The sequence below is a fragment of the Streptomyces sp. NPDC055078 genome (assembly GCF_053607985.1).
Genome location: NZ_JBSGUP010000085.1, coordinates 1 through 18,772, shown reverse-complemented (window position 1 = coordinate 18,772; position 18,772 = coordinate 1). Strand labels below are relative to the sequence as shown.

Genomic DNA, 18,772 nt, shown 5'->3' with positions numbered 1-18,772 from the left:
ATCGACTCCAGCGGGCGGCGCGGGACGACGGTACCGTCCACGACCGGCCCGAACACCAGCAGGTTCCGCGCGAGCGGGCCCCATCGCCGGGGCGCGGCACCGGTCTGGACCTCGGCGATCAGATCGGAGGCCGCCCGCACCAGAGCGTCGAGCGGGACCTGTGCGATCGCCTCCCGTGAGGGTGCCACGCCGAGGGCGTCCGCGAGATAGCGGCCCGCCATCCGCGCCTGCTCCGGCGTCAGCAGACGGGACACGCCGCCGCTCTGGGCGATCGCCCGCGCGAACAGGCCCCGGGACGACGGCATGGTCAGCAGGGTGCACACACTGATAGCACCAGCGGATTCGCCCGCGACCGTGACCCGCGACGGGTCACCGCCGAACGCCGCGATGTTCTCCCGCACCCAGCGCAGCGCGGCCACCTGGTCCAGCAGTCCGAGGTTGGCGGTGCCGTCCCCGAACCAGAGGAACCCGTCGGCGGCCAGCCGGTAGTTCACGGTCACACACACGACACCGTCACGGGCGAACGCGGTGCCGTCGTACTCGCGGACCGATCCGGACCCGTTCATAAATGCCCCGCCGTGAATCCACACCAGGACCGGAAGTCCGCTCGCCGCCGGGTCCGGTGTCCATACATTGAGGTTCAGGCACTCGTCGCCTTCGATGGTGACTTCCGGGAAAAGCGGCTGGTACTGCGGTGCGTATTCCCCCTTGGGGACGGTCGCACCGTATTGAGTGGCGGGCCGGACACCGGACCATGGCCGCACCGGCTGCGGGGGGCGCATACGATGATCCCCGAACGGCGGTGCCGCATACGGGATTCCCAGGAATGCGGAGATACCGCCGGAGGTGATCCCCTGGACCGAACCGCCTTCGACCGCGACGTGCGGACCCTGCGAAAAATCGCTCACGCCGACGATTGCGCCACAGTGCTCCGGTGATGTCAATGACCGGAACAATATCGGGATTCGGGCAGTCATAAGGAATGGCTATGACGTTGTGCCGCTTCAGGAATGAACCCGCATTATTCGGTGTGCCCGCCGGAACCGGTATGCCGAGAGCCCGGACGCCTCCTCATCCGGAATTCGCGCCGTAAAGCTGGTGCCGTGGATTCCGGTGGCATTCCTGGCGGCGGACGCCGCTCTTGGCGCCGGGTTCCGTACGCCACCGGGTTCTCACGCGACCGGCTCTCTCCGGCCACCGGGTCCACCGGCCGGTGGACCCGCCGCCGGGCCGCGGAGGGCTCGCTCCCGGCCGGTCGGGGACACACCCGGGGACCGTGCCGTCCGGCCCGCCGGCCCCGGTGTCGCGGCGAGCAGGTCTGCGGCGGGGCCGGTGGGGGAGCGCCCGGAGGGCCAGATCGCGCGCAGGGCACGGCGCAGTTCGACGCCTTCGACCTCCACCGCGACCAGGCGCCGGTCCGCGAGATCGGTCCGCACGGCGAGCTCGCTGATCACCGCGGGTCCGCTTCCGGCGATGACCGCGTTCCGCACGGCCGTCGCGGAACCGAGTTCCAGCAGCGGCCGGGGCACGCCCGCGCCGGTCCCGCGCAGCGCGAGGTCCAGGGTCTCCCGGGTACCCGAACCGCGTTCGCGCAACACCAGCGGGGCGGCGGCGAGTTCCGCCGCGCTGAGCGGCCGGCGGCGGCGCGTCCAGGGGTGGGCCGGGGCCACCACCACAAGCAGCCGATCCGATGCGACCTCCCGTGCCGACAGCCCCTCCGGGGCCCGTGGTGACTCGATGAACCCCAGGTCCACGGCTCCCGTACGGACCAGCTCCGGGACGTGTTCGCTGTTGGTCACCCGGAGTCCGACGTACAGCGCGGGCCGCACGCGGCGCAGCGCGCGGATCCAGCCCGGTACCAGACACTCGGCGATCGTCATGCTAGCCGCGATCCTCAGCTCCGCGTCGCGTCCGGCCCGCAGCGACTCGACGCCGGTCAGCAGCCGCTCCTGTTCCCGGAGGATGCGCTGGGCCCAGCCGGCCACGGCCCTGCCCGCGTCGGTGAGCCGCGAACCGCGCCGCGTACGCTCCACCAGCACCAGGCCCAGCCGCCGTTCCAGCGTGGCGAGCCGCTGGCTCACCGACGGCTGAGCGACACCGAGCCGCGCCGCCGCCCGGCTCAGGCTGCCCAGGTCGCCGATCAGGACGAGCATGTGCAGCGACTCCGGATCCGGCGGCGGAGTTCTGGCCGGCCCCGTCCGGTCGGGAGCGTCGTGGTCATTCCAGGTCAGCGCGGTGTGTACCGGCATCGGCCGGCTCCTTTCGCTTCCTGCGGGGGCTGGGGGCGCTGTGGAGGCCGAGAGGGAGAACGGTGTGGACATCGTCGCGAGCGGGATGCCCGGTGGCGCGCACCGCCCCGGCCCGCGATGTCACAGCACGGCCGGGTCGAGATCGAGTGTGGTGCGGTCCAGCGATCGCAGCAGCGCCCACCGGGGCACCGCCATGGGCAGTTCGTACCGGTAGAAGTAGCGTGCGGCGAGGCGCTTCCCCTCGTAGAAGGACCCCTCCCTGCCGCCGGCCGCGAGCAGTTGTTCCAGCCAGATCCAGGCGACGACGAGATGGCCCATGGCCTCCAGATACGGTGTCGCGTTGGCCAGCGCGGTCCGCGGGTCCCGGTCGCGCCACAGCACGGCGGTGACCTCTGTCGCCTGGGTGAGGTGCCGGTCGAGTTCGTCGGCGTGGCGGGCGGCTTCGCCGCCGGCGGCACGGGCGCCGGCGATGGTGCCCCGGATGGTGCCGGCCAGCAGATCGAGGGCGCGGCCGTTGTCACGGATGACCTTGCGGCCGAGCAGGTCGAGAGCCTGGATGCCGTGCGTGCCCTCGTGGATGGGGTTGAGCCTGTTGTCCCGGTAGAACTGCTCGACGGGGTGGTCGCGGGTGTATCCGGCCCCTCCGAGCACCTGGATGGCGAGGTCATTGGCCGCCAGGCACCACTGGGAGGGCCATGACTTGACGATCGGGGTGAGGATCTCCAGGAGGTCGTGCGCGTCCGTCCGCAGCTGTTCCGTCTCTGCGGTGCGCACCTCGTCCACCAGCCGCGCGGTGTACAGGACGAGGCCGAGGGCACCCTCGGCGTACGCCTTCTGCGCGAGGAGCATCCGGCGGACGTCCGGATGGTCGACGAGCGGCACGGGCGCACCGCCCGGCTCCTTGTCGCCCAGCCTTCTGCCCTGGGTGCGGTTCGCCGCGTAGTCGAGGGAGTGCAGATAGCCGGTGTACCCCAGGGCCATCGCCCCCGATCCGACACTGATCCGCGCCTCGTTCATCATATGGAACATCCGGGCGAGCCCCTCGCCCTCCGCGCCGACGAGGAAGCCGACGGCTCCGGCGGCGCCCCCGGGCAGCCAGGCGCCCTCACCGAAGTTCAGCACTGTGTTGACCGTTCCCCGGTACCCCATCTTGTGGTTGAGACCGGCCGGCGCCACATCGTTGCGCTCGCCCGGCCCGCCGGCCTCGTCGGCCAGGAAGCGGGGGACGATGAACAGGGAGATGCCCTTGGCCCCGGGTGCGCCGTCGGGGGTCCGGGCGAGCACGAGGTGCACGATGTTCTCGCCGAGTTCGTGATCGCCGGCGGAGATCCACATCTTGGTGCCGGTGAGCCGGTACGTACCGTCCGGCTGCCGGGCCGCGCGGGTGGTGATGTCCGCGAGCGACGAGCCGGCCTCGGGCTCGGACAGGCACATGGTCCCGAACCAGCGGCCTTCGATCACCGGCCGCGCATAGGTGTCCACCTGTTCCCGGGAGCCGTGTGCGACCACCAGACCGGCGTTCCCCTCCGCCAGGAACGGATAGGCGTAGGCGCTCTGGCACGCCGCCTGGAACCAGGTGGAACACGCGGTGCGCACGACGAAGGGAAGCTGCACACCGCCGAGCGCATGGTCGAACACCGCGGCGGGCAGCCCGGTCTCCTGGTATGCCCGTACGGCGTCCGCCACCCCGTCGGGCAGGACGACCTTGCCGTCGGCGCCCAGGAACGGCTCGTTCAGATCCGTGATCCGGTTGACCGGAGCGAACTTCTCCGCTGCCACCCGCTCGCTCAGCAGCAGTACGGCGTCGAAAGTGCTCCGGTCGTGATCCCGGAAGCGATCGCGCTCGACGAGCGTCTCGACGTTCAGCCACTCGAACAGACAGAAGTCGATGTCCCGCCGAGACATGATCTTTGACCGTGCCATGGCCGTGTGTCCTCCCTTTGCTGGACTGGGTGCGGGTGCCTGGGACGGTGCCCGGTGGCTCCGGAAGAGATGGGCCGCGTTTCTCATGGTGCCCTGATGGGGACGCCGTTCACCGGCTGATCGTCCGGTGGGCAGTGGGCAGTGGGCAGTGGGAAGCGGGCGGCGGGCGGGGGCAGCGGGAATCGGCTGTCCCGGTGCCGGTGCTCAGGGCACGAGACGCACCCGCCGTGCCCGCAGGCGCAGTTCCGCGCGGTCGATGCCCTGCTTGAGCAGCTTGCCCGTCGACCCGCGCGGCAGCGACGGCACCGTGTGGTAGAGCCGCGGCAGTTTGTACGACGCCAGGCGCCGGGCGAGCCACGCGCGCAGTTCCTCGAACTCGACCGCCTGGAGCGGGTCCAGGACGACGACGGCCGCGACCTCCTCCCCGAGCCGGTCGTCCGGGACGCCGACGACGGCGGCTTCCCGGACCGCCGGGTGTTCGTAGAGCACTTCCTCGATCTCGCGGGGGTAGACGTTGTAGCCGCCTCGGATGATCATGTCCTTCTTCCGGTCGACCACCCAGAGATAGCCCTCCTCGTCCATCCGGCCCATGTCGCCGGTGCGGAACCAGCCGTTCCGGGTGGCCTGCGCGGTCGCCTCGGGGCGGCGCCAGTATCCGCTGGTGACCACCGGCCCGCGGACGGCGATCTCGCCCACCTGGCCGGCGGGGAGCGGCTGCCCCTCGTCATCGAGGACCGTGACCCGCAGTCCGGGCAGTGCCTGGCCGACGCTGCCCTCCCGCACCCGCCGGCCGGGACGGTTGAAGGCGGCGGCGGCCGAGGTCTCGCTGAGCGCGTAGCCCTCCAGGATGGCCGTGCCGAACCGTTCCTCGAACGCCCGCATGACCTCGCGGGGCAGGGCGGCGCCCCCGGAGGCGGCCAGGCGCAGACCGGTGAGCTGGTCCGGGCGTACCGGCGAGTCGGCGTGCAGCATCTCGTTCCACATGGTCGGGACGCCGGAGACGACGGTGAGCCGGTGCTCGGCGGCCATCCGCAGCATCGCTCCGCCCGAGAACGGGTGGAGCAGGGAGACCGAGGCGCCCGCGTGCACGGCCATCAGCAGGACGGCCACCTGACCGAAGACATGGAAGAGCGGCAGCGCCGTCCCCACGCGGTCGTCCGCGCGCAGCCCCAGGACCTCGGCGTAGATACCGGCGGCCGCGGTGAGATTCGCGTGGGTGAGCACCGCGCCCTTGGGGCGGCCGGTGGTTCCCGAGGTGTACAGCAGGACCGCGGCCGCACCTCCGGTCACCTCGTGGACCCGGCCGGGGCGGCCCCCGGGACCCGGCCCGGCAGCTTCCGTCGCGGTCTGCCAGAACGCGACACCCGTCGCCGCCGCGGCCTCGCGCAGGACGTCGGACGTCTCGTGCGCCGCGACCGCGAGCGCGCAGCCCGCGTCGCGCAGGAAGTACTGGAGTTCGGCGCTGGTGCACTGGGGATTGACGGTCACGGCGACCGCCCCGTGCGCCAGGATGCCGAGGTAGGCGAACACGAAATCCGGTCCGGTCGGGGCGACGAGCAGTACCCGGCTGCCCGGCCGTACTCCGGCATCGCTCAGCCTGGCCCGGAACGCGTCGGCCCGTCCGGCCACTTCGGCATAGGACCACACCGAGCCGTCCGTCCTGAGGGCCGGGGCCCCGGGACTCCGCGCCGCGTGTTTCCAGACCGGTTCCACCGCGTTCGTCATCGGTGACCCGACCCGAGGTTTCCCCGGGCGGCCCGGCGCCGCGCGGATCGCCGCCCGGGTACGCCGGCCGGGCCGAAGGTGCCTGCTGCGTCCGATTCACTGTGGCAACCCTTGGGCACGGGTGGCACGCTCCGTTCACTCTCGGCTCGCTGTGACCCCGGTCCTGACCGGCGGCCCGGCGCGGGTGTTCGGGGCTTGGACGGTGTGGGCCGCCCTGGCCGCGGTGGTGCGTCGACACAGCCACTATGCAACATATTCGAGAATGTTGCACCCACTCTGCCGGGAAAGCCGCACAGCCTCCGCCGGGGCCGGGAGTCCCCGGCCCCGGCGCTGCTCACGCGCCCGCCGTGCAACCTATTTACGGGATGTTGCATGGCAGGTACTGTCAAGGGCTGTTACTCACCGTAAGGATGGCGCCAGGGAGGGACCCGATGACGACCGCACCCCTGAACGAAGCCCCGCCGAGCGGGGGACCATCGGGTGACCCGGAGCCCGCGATGTCGCCGCGCACCGACCCGCGCACCGACCCCCGCCTGCTGGCCGCGCTGACCGCACACGGCTTGGACGCAGCCGCAGCTCCGCCGCCCGTCGACCGCCACGCCGCCGCCGCGAGCCGGACGGAGTTCGTGGCGGCGCTGCACACCGCTTTCGAGGGGCTGTACGAGGCTCTGCCCGGCGAACTGCCCGGTGATGACACCGTCGGTATCGACTGTGTGACACATACGATCACGGGCGTGGACGGCAACACCATCACGCTGCGTATCTACCGCCCGGCGGGCCCGGACCGTGCCCTGCCGTGTGCCGTCTACTTCCACGGCGGTGGTATGACCGTGCTGGAGGCGGACAACAAGGTGCACCGGCGGTGGTGCCAGGACCTGGCGGCGAGCGGGATGCTCGCCATCGGAGTCGACTTCCGCAATGCCTACAGCCCCTCAGGGCCGCATCCCTTCCCGGCGGGCCTGAACGACTGCGCCGGCGCCGTGGCCTGGATCCACGCCAACCGGGACGCGCTCGGCATCAGCCGCCTCGTACTGCAGGGCGAGTCGGGCGGCGCCAACCTCGCCCTGGCCACCACGCTGAAGGCGAAGCGGGAAGGGCGGCTCGACGCCATAGACGGTGTCTACGCCACCGTGCCGTACATCAGCGGTGCCTACGGGTGGCCCGAGGCGCGGAAGCGTGCCGAACTGCCCTCCCTGGTGGAGAACGACGGCTACTTCACCACCTGCGCCACCCTGGACCTCCTGGTGGCCAGCTACGACCCACTCGGCGAGGACGCCGAGAACCCGTTGTGCTGGCCCTACTTCGCGACCGAGGCCGACCTCGCCGGTCTGCCGCCACATGTCATCGCGGTGAACGAACTCGACCCCCTGCGCGACGAGGGCATCGCCTTCTACCGCAAGCTGCTGCGCGCTGGCGTACCCGCGGTGGGGCGGGTCAACCTGGGCCTTGTCCACGGCGCGGACCTGATCTTCCGCCAGGCTGTCGCGGACGTCTACCTCGCGACCGTGCGCGACATCAAACGCTTCGCCGACAGCCTCGGAGCCGGCTGAGCCGAGGACAACGACCGGGACTTCTGACATCGACAGAGCCCGCCGGCCCGCCGGACGGATTCGTCCCGCGGGCCGGTTCACTCCTCACCCGCTCGTGTCTCGTCTCACGGTCCGGAATATGAACAGGGCTGACCGAAGCCGGGTGATCCCTCTACGCTGGCGGGCGCAGCTGGTTCGCCCCTGCCCGCCAGGCAGGCGCGTCGTAAGAGGGAACCCGGTGGGAATCCGGGACTGCCCCGCAGCGGTGAGCGGGAACGACCGCCGTCATACGCACTGGATCCGGGAAGCGGGTCCGGGAAGCGACGGCCAGTAGGTGTCTGCCTTCGGCGGACCTGCCCGCGAGTCCGAAGACCTGCCCGCTGCCCGCGTGCGACCGATCGCGCGCGGAGATCCCGGTGACCTCGTGGGCAGGTTGGGGTACCCCCGGACACAGTCCGGGGGCGTACACGTCGGACGGACGGCCTCGGTGCTCCGCGCCCGGTCCCGGACCGTCCGGCATGTCCTCCCTTCGCGCTCTCGTCCCGTCCCCGGGATGGACAGGAGACATCTCGCGAAGGAGAGTTCCGTGACAGCGAAGTCCGCAGCCGCGGCAGCACGGGCCACCGTGTACGGCTACCCCCGCCAGGGACAGCACCGGGAACTGAAGAAGGCCGTCGAGGGCTACTGGAAGGGCCGCGTCACCGCCGACGCCCTCCGGGAGACCGCCACGGGACTTCGCCGGGCGAACTGGCGGCGGCTGGCCGACGCCGGCATGCACGAAGTGCCGACCGGTGACTTCTCGTACTACGACCACATGCTGGACACCAGTGTCATGGTCGGCGCTGTCCCCGCCCGGCACCGTGACGCCGTCGCCGCGGACGCGCTCGACGGTTATTTCGCCATGGCGCGCGGCACCCAGGACGTCGCGCCGCTGGAGATGACCAAGTGGTTCGACACGAACTACCACTACCTGGTCCCCGAACTCGGCCCCGACACCGTCTTCACCGCCGACTCGGCGAAGCAGGTGGCCGAGCTGACGGAGGCCCTCGGGCTCGGCCTCAGCGCCCGGCCGGTCCTCGTCGGACCCGTCACCTATCTGCTGCTGGCCAAACCCGCACCCGGGGTGGCCGAGGACTTCGAGCCGCTGACCCTGCTGGACCGGCTGCTGCCCGTGTACGCGGAGGTCCTCGCCGATCTGCGGGCCGCCGGCGCCGAGTGGGCGCAGCTCGACGAACCCGCCCTGGTCCAGGACCGCACACCGGCCGATCTCAACGCCGCCGCCCGTGCCTACTGTGCCCTCGGCGCGCTCACCGACCGGCCCAAGCTGCTGGTCGCCTCCTACTTCGACCGACTGGGCGAGGCCCTGCCCGTACTGGCCAAGGCCCCCGTCGACGGCTTGGCCATCGACTTCACCGAGCGCGCGACCGGCAACCTCGACGACCTCGCCGCCGCCGGCGGACTGCGCGGCAAGCGCCTGGTCGCGGGCGTGGTCAACGGCCGCAACATCTGGATCAACGACTACGAGAAGTCCCTCACCACCCTCGGCACCCTGCTCGGCCTCGCCGAACAGGTCGATGTGGCGGCCTCCTGCTCCCTGCTGCACGTACCGCTCGACGCCCGCGCCGAACGCGACATGGACCCACAGATCGCCCGCTGGCTCGCCTTCGCCGAGCAGAAGACGACCGAGATCGTCACCCTCGCCAAGGGGCTGGCCCAGGGCACCGGCGCCATCGCCGCCGAACTCGCGGCCAACCGCGCCGACCTCGCCTCCCGCGCCGGGTCCGCGCTCACCCACGACCCGGCGGTACGGGCCCGTACCGCCGCGGTCACCGACGCCGACGGCCGCCGCCCGGAGCCGTACGCCGAGCGGACCACCGCCCAGCGTGCCCACCTCGGCCTGCCGCTGCTGCCGACCACCACCATCGGATCGTTCCCCCAGACGGACGAACTGCGCACCGCGCGAGCCGACCTGAGGGCCGGACGCATCGACACCGCCGGCTACGAGGAGCGCATCAAGGACGAGATCCGCGAAGTCCTCGCCTTTCAGGAGCAGGCCGGGATCGATGTACTGGTGCACGGTGAGCCAGAGCGCAACGACATGGTCCAGTACTTCGCCGAACAGCTCACCGGCTACCTCGCCACCCGGCACGGCTGGGTTCAGTCCTACGGCACCCGCTACGTCCGCCCGCCCGTCCTGGCCGGAGACATCTCCCGCCCCGAGCCGATGACCGTCCGCTGGACCTCCTACGCCCAGTCCCACACCGAACGCCCGGTCAAGGGCATGCTCACCGGACCGGTCACCATGCTCGCCTGGTCCTTCGTCCGCGACGACCAGCCCCTCGGCGACACCGCCCGCCAGGTCGCCCTGGCCCTGCGCGACGAGGTGAACGACCTGGAGGCCGCCGGTACCTCGGTCATCCAGGTCGACGAACCGGCCCTGCGCGAGACGCTGCCGCTGCGCGCCGCCGACCACGCCGAGTACCTGGCGTGGGCAACCGAGTCCTTCCGGCTGACCACCAGCGGCGTACGGCCCGGCACCCAGATCCACACCCATATGTGCTACGCGGAATTCGGCGACATCGTCCAGGCCATCGACGACCTCGACGCCGACGTCATCAGCCTGGAGGCGGCCCGCTCCCATATGCGGGTCGCCACCGAACTCGCCGCCCACGGCTATCCGCGCGAGGCCGGGCCCGGCGTCTACGACATCCACTCCCCGCGCGTCCCCACCGCCGAGGAGGCGGCCGCCCTGCTGCGCAAGGGACTTGAGGCCATCCCGGCCGAACGCCTGTGGGTCAACCCCGACTGCGGCCTGAAGACCCGCGGCTGGCCCGAGACCAGGGCCTCGCTGGAGAACCTGGTCACCGCGGCCCGCGAAGTCCGCTCGGGACTGGCTGCGCCAGGCGCCTGACAGCACCGGCCGGGGCGGGTTCGCGCGCCCGCCCCGGCGGTCAGGCCCGGGGGCCGAGCCTCAGTTCCGCCAGGGCTTCCGCGGCTCCGGCGTCGGGGCCCGACGAACGGCCCTTGGCCAGCGCGCGGTTCAGATGGCGCTCGGCGGCTTCCCGGTCGCCGCGGAACCGTGCGGCAAGCCCCAGACCGATCTCGGCGCGGACTTCGCCTCGGCTGTACGCCCGTTCCGCCGAGACGGACAGCGCGCGCTCGTACAGTTCCGTCGCCCGCTGGGCGTGGCCGCCGGCCAGGGCGGTCCGGCCGAGCGAGGTCAGCGCCTCGACGGCCTCGGTCCACAGCCCGAGTTCCTCGGCGACCAGGAGACCTTCCCGGTGCAGCCGCTCCGTCCGCGCGTGGTCGCCGTCGCGTTCGGCCGCGAGGGCCAGTGCCCGGGTGGCCCGGAGCTGCCCCCAGCGGTCTCCGACCTCATGGAACAGCGCGGCGCCCAGTTCCGCGTGGGATTCGCCCTGGGACGGGGCATGGCCGGCGAGTTCGACCAGGGCCGCGGCCTCGCCCCAGCGGTCGCGCGCGGCGCGTGCACCGGCCAGGCTCGCCTCCACCAGCCGCCGCCCCTCGTGAGGGTGGCCGTGGCCGGTCAGACCGGTGCCGACGAACCACTGCAACCGGGCCCGGAGCACCGGATCGCCGAGGCCGGCCGTCGGATCCTCACCGGACGGGACCGGTGTCGCCCCGGTCGGTGACGGTGAGTCAGCTGTTGGTGGCGGTGGCGGTGGCGGTGGCGGTGACGCGTCGGCCGGTGACGTACGCAGTTCCATTCCGGCCAGCCAGGCGCGCGCCGTCGTGCGCGCGGCCGGGACGGTCTCACCCACGGTGGCCAGTGCCGCCCGGAGCGACCTGCGGGCCTCGGTGAGCCGACCGCGCAGGAACCAGTACCACGTCATCGCGTTCACCAGCCGCAACGCGTGTCCGGCGTCGTTCCCGGTGATCGCGAGGTCGAGGGCACTGCGCAGATTGACCGTCTCCGCGTCCAGGCGCTCCAGGCAGCGCCGCTGGTCCGGGCCGCGCAGCCGCTCGCTCTCCCGCTCGGCCAGCTCCGTGCAGTATTGCAGGAACCCCGCGCGGACGGCGGCCGTCTCACCCGCCTCCGCGAGCCGTTCCGCGCAGTACGCGGCCACCGATTCGAGCAGCCGGAACCGGCCCGCCTCACGGACCACCAGCGAACGGTCCACCAGCCGGGACAGCAGGTCGGCCACCCGCTCGGCGGGCAGGTCCCGGTCGGCGCACACGGCCTCGGCGGACGGCAGGGTGCAGCCGTCGGCGTGCACGGCCAACCGCCGCAGCACGGTCCGCTCGTCCGCGGTCAGCAGTTGCCAGCTCCAGTCGAGCATGGCCCGCAGCGTCTGCTGCCGTGCGGGCAGCCCACGCGCCCGGACCTCGGGCAGCGCGGGCACCTCCCACGCCTCTCGGGAGCAGGGCGTCGCCCCTGGGGTGTAGGGCGGGGGTACCTCCCGCGCCCCTGGGGTGTAGGGCGGGGGTACCTCCCGCGCCCCCGGGGCGTAGGGGGCGAACCGGCCGTCCAGCCGCCTCGCCAGTTCGTCCGGGCTCAGCGTCCGCAGCCGGGAGGCCACGAGTTCCAGCGCGAGGGGGATGCCGTCCAGCCGACGGCAGATGGCGGCCACGGCCGGTGCGTTGTCCGCGTCGAGGACGAAGCCGGGCACCGCTGCCGCCGCCCGCTCCACGAACAGTTCGACGGCGCCGGCCCGGGCGACCGCTCCCGGATCGGTGTGCTCGGGCAACGCCAGCGGGGGCACCGGATGCACCACCTCGCCGGGAATGCCGAGGGCTTCCTGGCTGGTGACCAGCAGGTGCCCGCCGGGCACCGCCGACAGCAGGGCTCCGGCGAGCGCGGCGACCGGCTCGATCAGGTGCTCGCAGTTGTCCAGCAGGATCAGCAGGCGCTTCTCGGCCACCGCCCGGCCCAGCCAGCCCACCAGGTCGTCCAGGTTCGGCTCCGACGCCGCCGTGTCGCACAGCCCCAGGGTCGTGATGACCCGTTCGGCGATGTCGTCCGGGGCCGAGGCGGCACTCAGACCGGCCAGTTCGATCAGCCACACCCCGTCGGGGAAGAACTCGGCCAGGTCGCGCGCCGCGGCTGTCGCCAGGCGCGTCTTCCCGACTCCGCCGAGACCGGTCAGCGTGACCAGCCGGATGCCGGAGTCCGGGCTCAGCCGTTCCCGCACCTGGGCGACCGCCTTCCGCCGACCGATCAACGAGGTCAGCGGGGTGGGCAGGTTGGTACGGCACGACAGCGACTCGACGGTCGGCGGCGCCAGATGCGGCTCCTGGCGCAGGATCGCCTCGTGCAGCGTGGTGACTCCCGGCCCGGGTGACACCCCCAGCTCCTCGTCCAGCCGGCGCCGCAGCTCCTGGAAGCTCCGCAGTGCGTCGCCCTGCCGCCCGGCCCGGTACAGCGCGCGCATATGGGCCATGCGCAGTCGTTCGCGCAGTGGATGCCGCCCCACCAGTTCGCCCAGTTCCGTGGCCAGCGTCAGGTGTTCGCCCAGCGTCAGCCGCACTTCGGCCTGGTCCTCCAGGACGGTCAGGCGCAGCGCTTCCAGCCGGGCGATCTCACCGCCGGCGAACAGGGACTCGGCGACGTCGGCGTAGGCCGGGCCCCGCCACAGCGCGAGCGCGTCGGCGAACAGGTCTCCCTTCACCGCCGGTGCCTCGTGGGCGCGGGCGCGCTCGGCCAGTTCCTGGAACCGCAGCGCGTCGACCGAGCCGACCAAGCCGACAGAGTCGACAGAGTCGACAGAGCCGTCTGCGTCGGCTGCGTCGGCTGGGTCGTCGGCGGTCTCCGCCAGCAGCAGCCGATAGCCCCCGGGCTCGCGGACCACCTGTTCCCGGCCCAGCACGCGGCGCAGCTGGGAGATCTTGGTCTGGAGCGCGTTGACCGATCCACCCGGCGGATCGCCCGCCCACAGGTCCTCGATGAGACGGTCCGCGGGTACCGGTCCGCCGCCGTGGATCAGCAGATCCGCCAGCAGGGCGCGCACTTTCGCTTCGGGGACTCTGACCGGCAGCCCCTGGGCGTCCCAGACGGCCAGCGGGCCGAGCACTCCGTAACGCATCGTCGCAGTGTAGCCCCGGCGGACCATCAGGAATTCGTGCGTGCCGGTCGGCACAGTGACGACGCACGTTCGCGAACCTCGAACCTGATGGGAGTGCGATGAGCGCACCGACCGTACACAGAGCCGGTCCCCGGGAGTGGGGAGGGCTGGCGGTCCTCTCGCTGCCCACCGTGCTGCTCGGCCTCGACGTCACCGTGCTGTACCTGGCGCTTCCCTCGCTGGCGGAGGACCTGCGCCCGAGCAGCACCGAAGCTCTGTGGATCATGGACGCCTACGGCTTCCTGATCGCCGGCCTCCTGATCACCATGGGCACGCTGGGTGACCGGATCGGCCGCCGGAAGCTGCTGATGATCGGCGCAGCCGCCTTCGGGGCCGTCTCGGTGGTGGCCGCCTACTCCGGCAGCACTGAAATGCTCATCGCCGCGCGCGCGGCGCTGGGGATCGCCGGTGCCACACTGATGCCCTCCACCCTCGCCCTGATCAGCAACATGTTCGCCGACGCGCGCCAGCGCTCACTGGCGATCGGTGTGTGGGCGACCAGCTTCGCGCTCGGTATGGCCCTCGGGCCGGTGGTCGGCGGCGCGATGCTGGCCCGGTTCTGGTGGGGTTCGTCGTTCCTGCTCGCGGTCCCGGTCGCGATCGTCCTGCTGGTGGCCGCCCCGGTGCTGATCCCCGAGTACCGCGCGCCGCGGAGCGGCCGGTTCGACCTGCTCAGCGTCGGGCTTTCACTGGTCGCGATCCTGCCGGTGATCTACGCGGTGAAGCGGGTCGCCAAAGATGGCCTCGACGCCCCCACGACCGTCGCAGCGGTGATCGGCCTGGTGTTCGCGGTGCTGTTCGTCCGGCGCCAGGGCGGCCTGGCGAGCCCGTTGCTGGACGTGCGGCTGTTCACCAACCGTACGTTCAGCGCCGCGCTGAGCGTCCTGCTCGTCGCTCTGATCGGCGTCGGCGGCTCGATGCTGCTGATCACGCAGCAGCTCCAGCTCGTGGAGGGCCTGCCTCCCGTCGAAGCGGGGATGTGGATGGGGCCGCCCGCGCTGATGATGTTCGTGGCCGCGATCGGGGCGCCGCTGATCGCGCGCCGGGTGCCGCCGGGGATCGTGGTGGCCGTCACCCTGGCGCTCTCCACCCTTGGGTATGTGCTGCTGGCCCAGGTGAACGCCACGGGCGGCATCGTCCTGATCGTGATCGGTTTCGCACTGGTCTATCTCGGACTCGGGGCGGTCGCGGCCCTGGGCACGGACCTGGTGGTCGGCGCCGCGCCACCGGAGAAGGCCGGTTCGGCCTCGGCGATGTCGGAAACCGTGCAGGAACTGGGCCTCGCCCTGGGGGTGGCGATCCTCGGCAGTCTGGCCACCGCCGTCTACCGGGGCCGCATCGGCGACGAGATCCCCGCCGGTACGCCGGCCGGGGTGGCCGAGGCGGCGGGCGACAGCCTCGCCGGCGCGTCCTCGTCGGGGCACCGGATGCCCGCCGACTGGCTCGACCAGGCCAAGGAGGCGGCCACCTCCGGGCTGAACCTCGCGATGCTGGTCGCCGCGGTGGGCGCCCTGGTGCTGTCCGTCCTGTCCGCCGTGGCGCTGCGGCACATCGGCACCATCGGCGGCGACGGGCCGGGGACCGGCGAAGCCGTCGGCGGGGGACCCGCCGGGCCGGCGGTCTGAGCGCGGCGGAATGTGTCCCGGCGTCACATACGGAGTACGTCGCTGGTGAGCGTGGAGGTGGTGAAGCCGTTGGTGGCGCTGACGCGGACGCGGACCTCCTGGCCGGGAGTGAAGTCGCCCCGGTCCAGCGTGACGGTGGGGTCCTTGAGACCCACGCCCACGGTCTGCCAGCCGCGCCCGCCGTCGGTGCTGACCTGGACGGTGAAGGTGTGGCCCGCGGCCGGCGGTTCGGCGAGGTCGGCGGTGAGTTCCAGCCGCCCCGCGGCCCTGCTGCCTGCCCGTACCGCCCGCACGGCCGGTGGCGTACCGGCGGCGTGGAACGTGTCCGCGACGGTGCCGTCGATCAGCAGCTCGACCGTCGCCGTGCCGGGCCCGGCGGTGACGACCGTGTCCACGATGCCGACCCGGTCGTCGCCGGGACCGAGTTCGGAGTTGAGCTTGACCGGTGTGCGGTACTCCCCGGCGGTCGTACCGTCCGCTGTCCTCATCCGCAGGGCGACCGCCGGCGCTCCTTCGGCCGGACCGCCGGTGGCCGCGAGTTCCGGGACCGGGTTGACGTAGGCGATCGTGCCGACACCGCGGGTCAGGTTCACCTGGGCGACGACGCTCACGGAGGTCGGCTCGGCGGGGACCGGGCCGTCGGCGGCGGTCTGCCGTGTCGTCCGCCGGGGGTACGGGCTGTCCGGCCGGCCCCCCGAAGGGGCGGGGGCAGCGCCCCCGGCACCGGCACTGGCACCGGCAGTCGCCGGGAGTGTGTCCTCGGCGAGGAGGCGGCGCCGGATCGCATCGTAGGTGTACACCGACAGCCACTCCCGGACGCAGTAGGTCATGACGTCGTGCCACTGCGCGCCGGGCATCGCGGCGAACGGCAGCCGGTTCGCCGGGTCACCGACGTCGAAGCCGCCGAACCCGGCGTCGGAGGTGGACAGCCGGCCGCCGGGGAAGGGGTAGTTGTTGATGTCGTCCTGGCTTTCGCCACAGGCTCCCGGATGCAGGCGCCCGAAGGTGTGGCCCAGCTCGTGGCCGCCGTACCAGTCCCCGTACGAACCGTCGAAGTCCCACTCGTACGTTCCCGGGCCGGTCGGTCCGGAGGCGACCACCGCCGGATCGGGGGTGCCGGTGGGGATGCCGGACGAGCAGCCGCGCATGAAGAACCCCGTGCCGCTCCCCGTGCCCCGGTCATCGGCGACCATCCCGTAGTAGTGCGTGCGCCGGTCCGTGCCCGCGTTCACGTCCAGCGCCCGTATCGCGGCGATCTGCGCGTTGACATCGCCGCACCCGAAGGGCGCGGTCGCCGTGGCGGCCACGGTCACCTGGGTGGCCGCCACCCGGCTCACCGGGTAGGCCCGGCCCAGCCAGGAGATCAGCAGGTCGACGTCCAGGTTGGTGGGCGCCCTGGTGACGGGCGGGCTGCCCCAGGGATAGGTGACGCGGATGACGCGCACCCGCAGGGGCGCACCGGGCTGGAAGGTGACGGTCGGCCGGGACTGGTCCTCGAACCGCAGGAGCCTGCCGCTCGCGGCATCCCTGAGACCGGTGAGCCGGACGGCGAGCTGGCCGGCGGCGGTGACGTTCGCCGGGAGCAGGAAGTTGAGGCTCCGCGCCGCGTCGCCGCGCGCCTTGGTGATGTCGCCCGCGTCGGCGGGGTCGAGTACGACCGTGTTGCTGGAATTGATGGTGACCGGCGCCGGGACCGCCGTCGACCGTACGGTCAACTGCCCGGATACGGTGAACGGATCGAACCCGTGGTAGTTCGGGTAGGCCCGCACCACGGTCCGCTTACCGGCGATCAGCGGCACGGAATGGGCGAGGTCCTGCACCGCCTGGGTGACCTCAAGAGCGTTCACCTGGAGCGGCTCGGCGCCCGGGTCCCCCGGGGACAGCGTGACGCTGTTCACCGACGACTCGGTGTCCGGACGCACCACCTCGACCCTGCGCCCGCTGGTCAGCGCGTGGGCGAACATCGTGGTCATGGCGCGTTTCCCGGCCATCGTCGGGTGCGCCTCGTCGGGCGCCGAGCTGATCGTCAGCACCTCGGCCCCCGTCAGCTCCGGCCCCACCCATACGCGGGTGACGGGCCCGGGATCGCAGGTCATCCTGTGAACGAATCCGAAGATCGTGACTGTCATGCCGTCTGACCTCCATGCCAGTAGGGCGGCCCGCCGGGCCCCCATGGCCGTACGGACACCAGTGCGTCAGACGGGCTCGACCCGGAGCCGGAGGATCTCGGATCCACCGTCGTCGTGGGCTGCCGCGACCACGCGGTAGTTCGTCGCGGCGGCGGCGAGCGTCTGGATGAGGTTCGCGGCGTAGGCGGACTGCGCGGGCGTCGCGCTGACGGTGACCACGAGAAGGGTGTTGTTGGTGGCGGTCGGTCCCAGCCAGGCACAGGCACGGGTGTCCGACTCAAGGGTCAGGCGCTGGACCAGACCGATTGTCTCTGCCATGAGGTTCTCTTTCCGCGCGTGGTCACAGCGGGTGCTTCAACAGGTCGAGTTCCATGGCCAGTTCGCTGAGATACCGCAGGTCACCGCTGACCCGCACCCCGCCGGCGAGATACCTTTCGCGCGCGTCGACCTTCCCGTCGAGGATGTCCCGCACGGCGGTCGCATCGCCCACGACCTCGATCAGCGGGCTGACGGCCACGGCCGAGGTCTCGGCGACCACGACATCACCCTGCCGCGTCCCCGACAGCTGATACGTGCCGCCCCCTTCGCCGGTCAGGCGGAGAACGATGTCTCCTGGGCGCGAGCAGCCGGCGCGTGCGATGCTCGCGGCCACGTCCCGCAGCGAGGACTCCAGCGCGCGTGGGGGCGTGTTCGAGCCGTTGGACATGGACATGGCTGTCACCTGCCGAATCGATGACGCGAGCCCTTGGGCCTGCCATGACCCGCGAAGCCGGGGATCCAGGGGACTCGGAATCTCAGAGGGCTCAGCGGGCTCAGCGGGCCCAGAAGTCTCAGGGCGCTCAGGGGCCGGAGCCCGTGGCCTCCCGATCGATGTTCACCCGTTTCGACCAGGATCGTCCCGCGCCCCGACGGCCGCAACCGGACACGACGGTTCGCCGGAGGACGGAAGGACGCGGTGGCCTCCTTGACCTTGCCGCGACGTCAGCGTTTCTCCTGGGTTCATGCGAATCACCGAGCTTGCGGGACGATCTCCCGGAGAGGACATCGAGATGACTTCCACCCCCGAGAAGAACATGGCCCTGCTGCGCACCGCGTTCCAGTTGGTGGAGAGCGGCGACCTCGACGCGGCCGAGCGGATGCTCACCGAGAACTTCATCGCCAACCTCCCCGGGATCCCTGCCCCGCGGATCGGCCGGGAGGTCTGGCGTATGGGTACTCAGGGCATGAGGGACGCGTTCCCCGACCTGAAGATCAATGTCCAGGACATGTTCGGCGTCGGCGACAAGGTGACGGTGCTGGTCCACTTCGAGGCAACGCACCAGGGTGTGTTCCAGCAGTTCGAGGCGACGGGCCGTGAGGTCGGTTTCCGGAGCGTCGAGGTCTACCGCATCGAGGGTGACAAGATCGCCGAGGAGTGGGTCGCTCCGGACCTGCTCAGCCTGATGCGGCAGATCTCGCCCGACCCCACCGGCCACTGATCCGGGGGTGGCCGGACCCGGCCCGGCATCACGC

Annotated in this window: 12 protein-coding genes and 1 riboswitch; of the genes, 4 read left to right on the top strand and 8 right to left on the bottom strand. The window is 71.9% G+C overall.

Annotated features, from left to right (window positions below):
• The 4 genes from ACWF94_RS10580 to ACWF94_RS10565 all read right to left on the bottom strand — a co-directional run.
• The coding region (locus ACWF94_RS10580) for a carboxylesterase/lipase family protein (protein ID WP_453486744.1) at positions 1-977 on the bottom strand (977 nt) is incomplete at its 3' end.
• A gap of 195 nt (positions 978-1,172) precedes the next feature.
• Positions 1,173-2,249, bottom strand: a complete 1,077-nt coding sequence (locus tag ACWF94_RS10575; RefSeq protein WP_453486742.1) for a LysR family transcriptional regulator — start codon at positions 2,247-2,249, stop codon at positions 1,173-1,175.
• A gap of 120 nt (positions 2,250-2,369) precedes the next feature.
• Positions 2,370-4,154, bottom strand: coding sequence for an acyl-CoA dehydrogenase (locus ACWF94_RS10570; protein WP_453486740.1), 1,785 nt, complete (start codon positions 4,152-4,154; stop codon positions 2,370-2,372).
• 222 nt (positions 4,155-4,376) lie between these two features.
• Complete coding sequence (locus ACWF94_RS10565; protein WP_453486739.1) at positions 4,377-5,897, bottom strand: long-chain-fatty-acid--CoA ligase; 1,521 nt, start codon at positions 5,895-5,897, stop codon at positions 4,377-4,379.
• 431 nt (positions 5,898-6,328) lie between these two features.
• Between ACWF94_RS10565 and ACWF94_RS10560 the strand changes: the two genes are divergently transcribed.
• Entirely contained in the window at positions 6,329-7,447 is a 1,119-nt protein-coding gene (locus ACWF94_RS10560; RefSeq protein WP_453486736.1) for an alpha/beta hydrolase fold domain-containing protein, read from the top strand.
• A 153-nt stretch (positions 7,448-7,600) separates the two neighbouring features.
• A riboswitch (cobalamin riboswitch) is annotated at positions 7,601-7,821 on the top strand.
• 191 nt (positions 7,822-8,012) lie between these two features.
• The gene (gene metE / locus ACWF94_RS10555) at positions 8,013-10,337 is read left to right on the top strand and encodes a 5-methyltetrahydropteroyltriglutamate--homocysteine S-methyltransferase (RefSeq protein ID WP_453486735.1); all 2,325 of its coding nucleotides are present in this window, start codon (positions 8,013-8,015) and stop codon (positions 10,335-10,337) included.
• Between the two features lie 40 nt (positions 10,338-10,377).
• Here metE and ACWF94_RS10550 read toward each other — a convergent pair whose 3' ends face one another.
• Positions 10,378-13,467, bottom strand: a complete 3,090-nt coding sequence (locus ACWF94_RS10550) for a BTAD domain-containing putative transcriptional regulator (RefSeq protein ID WP_453486733.1) — start codon at positions 13,465-13,467, stop codon at positions 10,378-10,380.
• A gap of 98 nt (positions 13,468-13,565) precedes the next feature.
• Here ACWF94_RS10550 and ACWF94_RS10545 point away from each other — a divergent pair, with 98 nt between their 5' ends.
• A complete protein-coding gene (locus ACWF94_RS10545) occupies positions 13,566-15,131 on the top strand; it encodes an MFS transporter (RefSeq protein WP_453486731.1) in 1,566 nt (521 codons plus the stop codon).
• 23 nt (positions 15,132-15,154) lie between these two features.
• Here ACWF94_RS10545 and ACWF94_RS10540 read toward each other — a convergent pair whose 3' ends face one another.
• The 3 genes from ACWF94_RS10540 to ACWF94_RS10530 all read right to left on the bottom strand — a co-directional run bounded on the left by ACWF94_RS10540 (position 15,155) and on the right by ACWF94_RS10530 (position 17,972).
• Complete coding sequence (locus ACWF94_RS10540) at positions 15,155-17,260, bottom strand: hypothetical protein (RefSeq protein ID WP_453486728.1); 2,106 nt, start codon at positions 17,258-17,260, stop codon at positions 15,155-15,157.
• 66 nt (positions 17,261-17,326) lie between these two features.
• Positions 17,327-17,578: a hypothetical protein gene (locus ACWF94_RS10535; RefSeq protein WP_453486727.1), complete on the bottom strand. Its 252-nt coding sequence runs from the start codon at positions 17,576-17,578 to the stop codon at positions 17,327-17,329.
• Between the two features lie 22 nt (positions 17,579-17,600).
• A complete protein-coding gene (locus ACWF94_RS10530) occupies positions 17,601-17,972 on the bottom strand; it encodes a hypothetical protein (protein WP_453486724.1) in 372 nt (123 codons plus the stop codon).
• Positions 17,973-18,309: 337 nt separating this feature from the next.
• On the opposite strand from ACWF94_RS10530, the gene ACWF94_RS10525 reads away from it, so the two are divergent.
• Entirely contained in the window at positions 18,310-18,738 is a 429-nt protein-coding gene (locus tag ACWF94_RS10525) for an ester cyclase (protein WP_453486722.1), read from the top strand.
• Positions 18,739-18,772 lie beyond the last annotated feature (34 nt).

Excerpts from the sequence above, each read along its gene's own strand:
- ACWF94_RS10530 (WP_453486724.1), bottom strand. The coding sequence starts at position 17,972 with ATGTCCATGTCCAACGGCTCGAACACGCCCCCACGCGCGCTGGAGTCC.
- ACWF94_RS10570 (WP_453486740.1), bottom strand. The coding sequence starts at position 4,154 with ATGTCTCGGCGGGACATCGACTTCTGTCTGTTCGAGTGGCTGAACGTC.
- ACWF94_RS10545 (WP_453486731.1), top strand. The coding sequence starts at position 13,566 with ATGAGCGCACCGACCGTACACAGAGCCGGTCCCCGGGAGTGGGGAGGG.
- ACWF94_RS10575 (WP_453486742.1), bottom strand. The coding sequence starts at position 2,249 with ATGCCGGTACACACCGCGCTGACCTGGAATGACCACGACGCTCCCGAC.
- ACWF94_RS10535 (WP_453486727.1), bottom strand. The coding sequence starts at position 17,578 with ATGGCAGAGACAATCGGTCTGGTCCAGCGCCTGACCCTTGAGTCGGAC.
- ACWF94_RS10565 (WP_453486739.1), bottom strand. The coding sequence starts at position 5,897 with ATGACGAACGCGGTGGAACCGGTCTGGAAACACGCGGCGCGGAGTCCC.
- ACWF94_RS10525 (WP_453486722.1), top strand. The coding sequence starts at position 18,310 with ATGACTTCCACCCCCGAGAAGAACATGGCCCTGCTGCGCACCGCGTTC.
- ACWF94_RS10550 (WP_453486733.1), bottom strand. The coding sequence starts at position 13,467 with ATGCGTTACGGAGTGCTCGGCCCGCTGGCCGTCTGGGACGCCCAGGGG.
- ACWF94_RS10540 (WP_453486728.1), bottom strand. The coding sequence starts at position 17,260 with ATGACAGTCACGATCTTCGGATTCGTTCACAGGATGACCTGCGATCCC.
- ACWF94_RS10560 (WP_453486736.1), top strand. The coding sequence starts at position 6,329 with ATGACGACCGCACCCCTGAACGAAGCCCCGCCGAGCGGGGGACCATCG.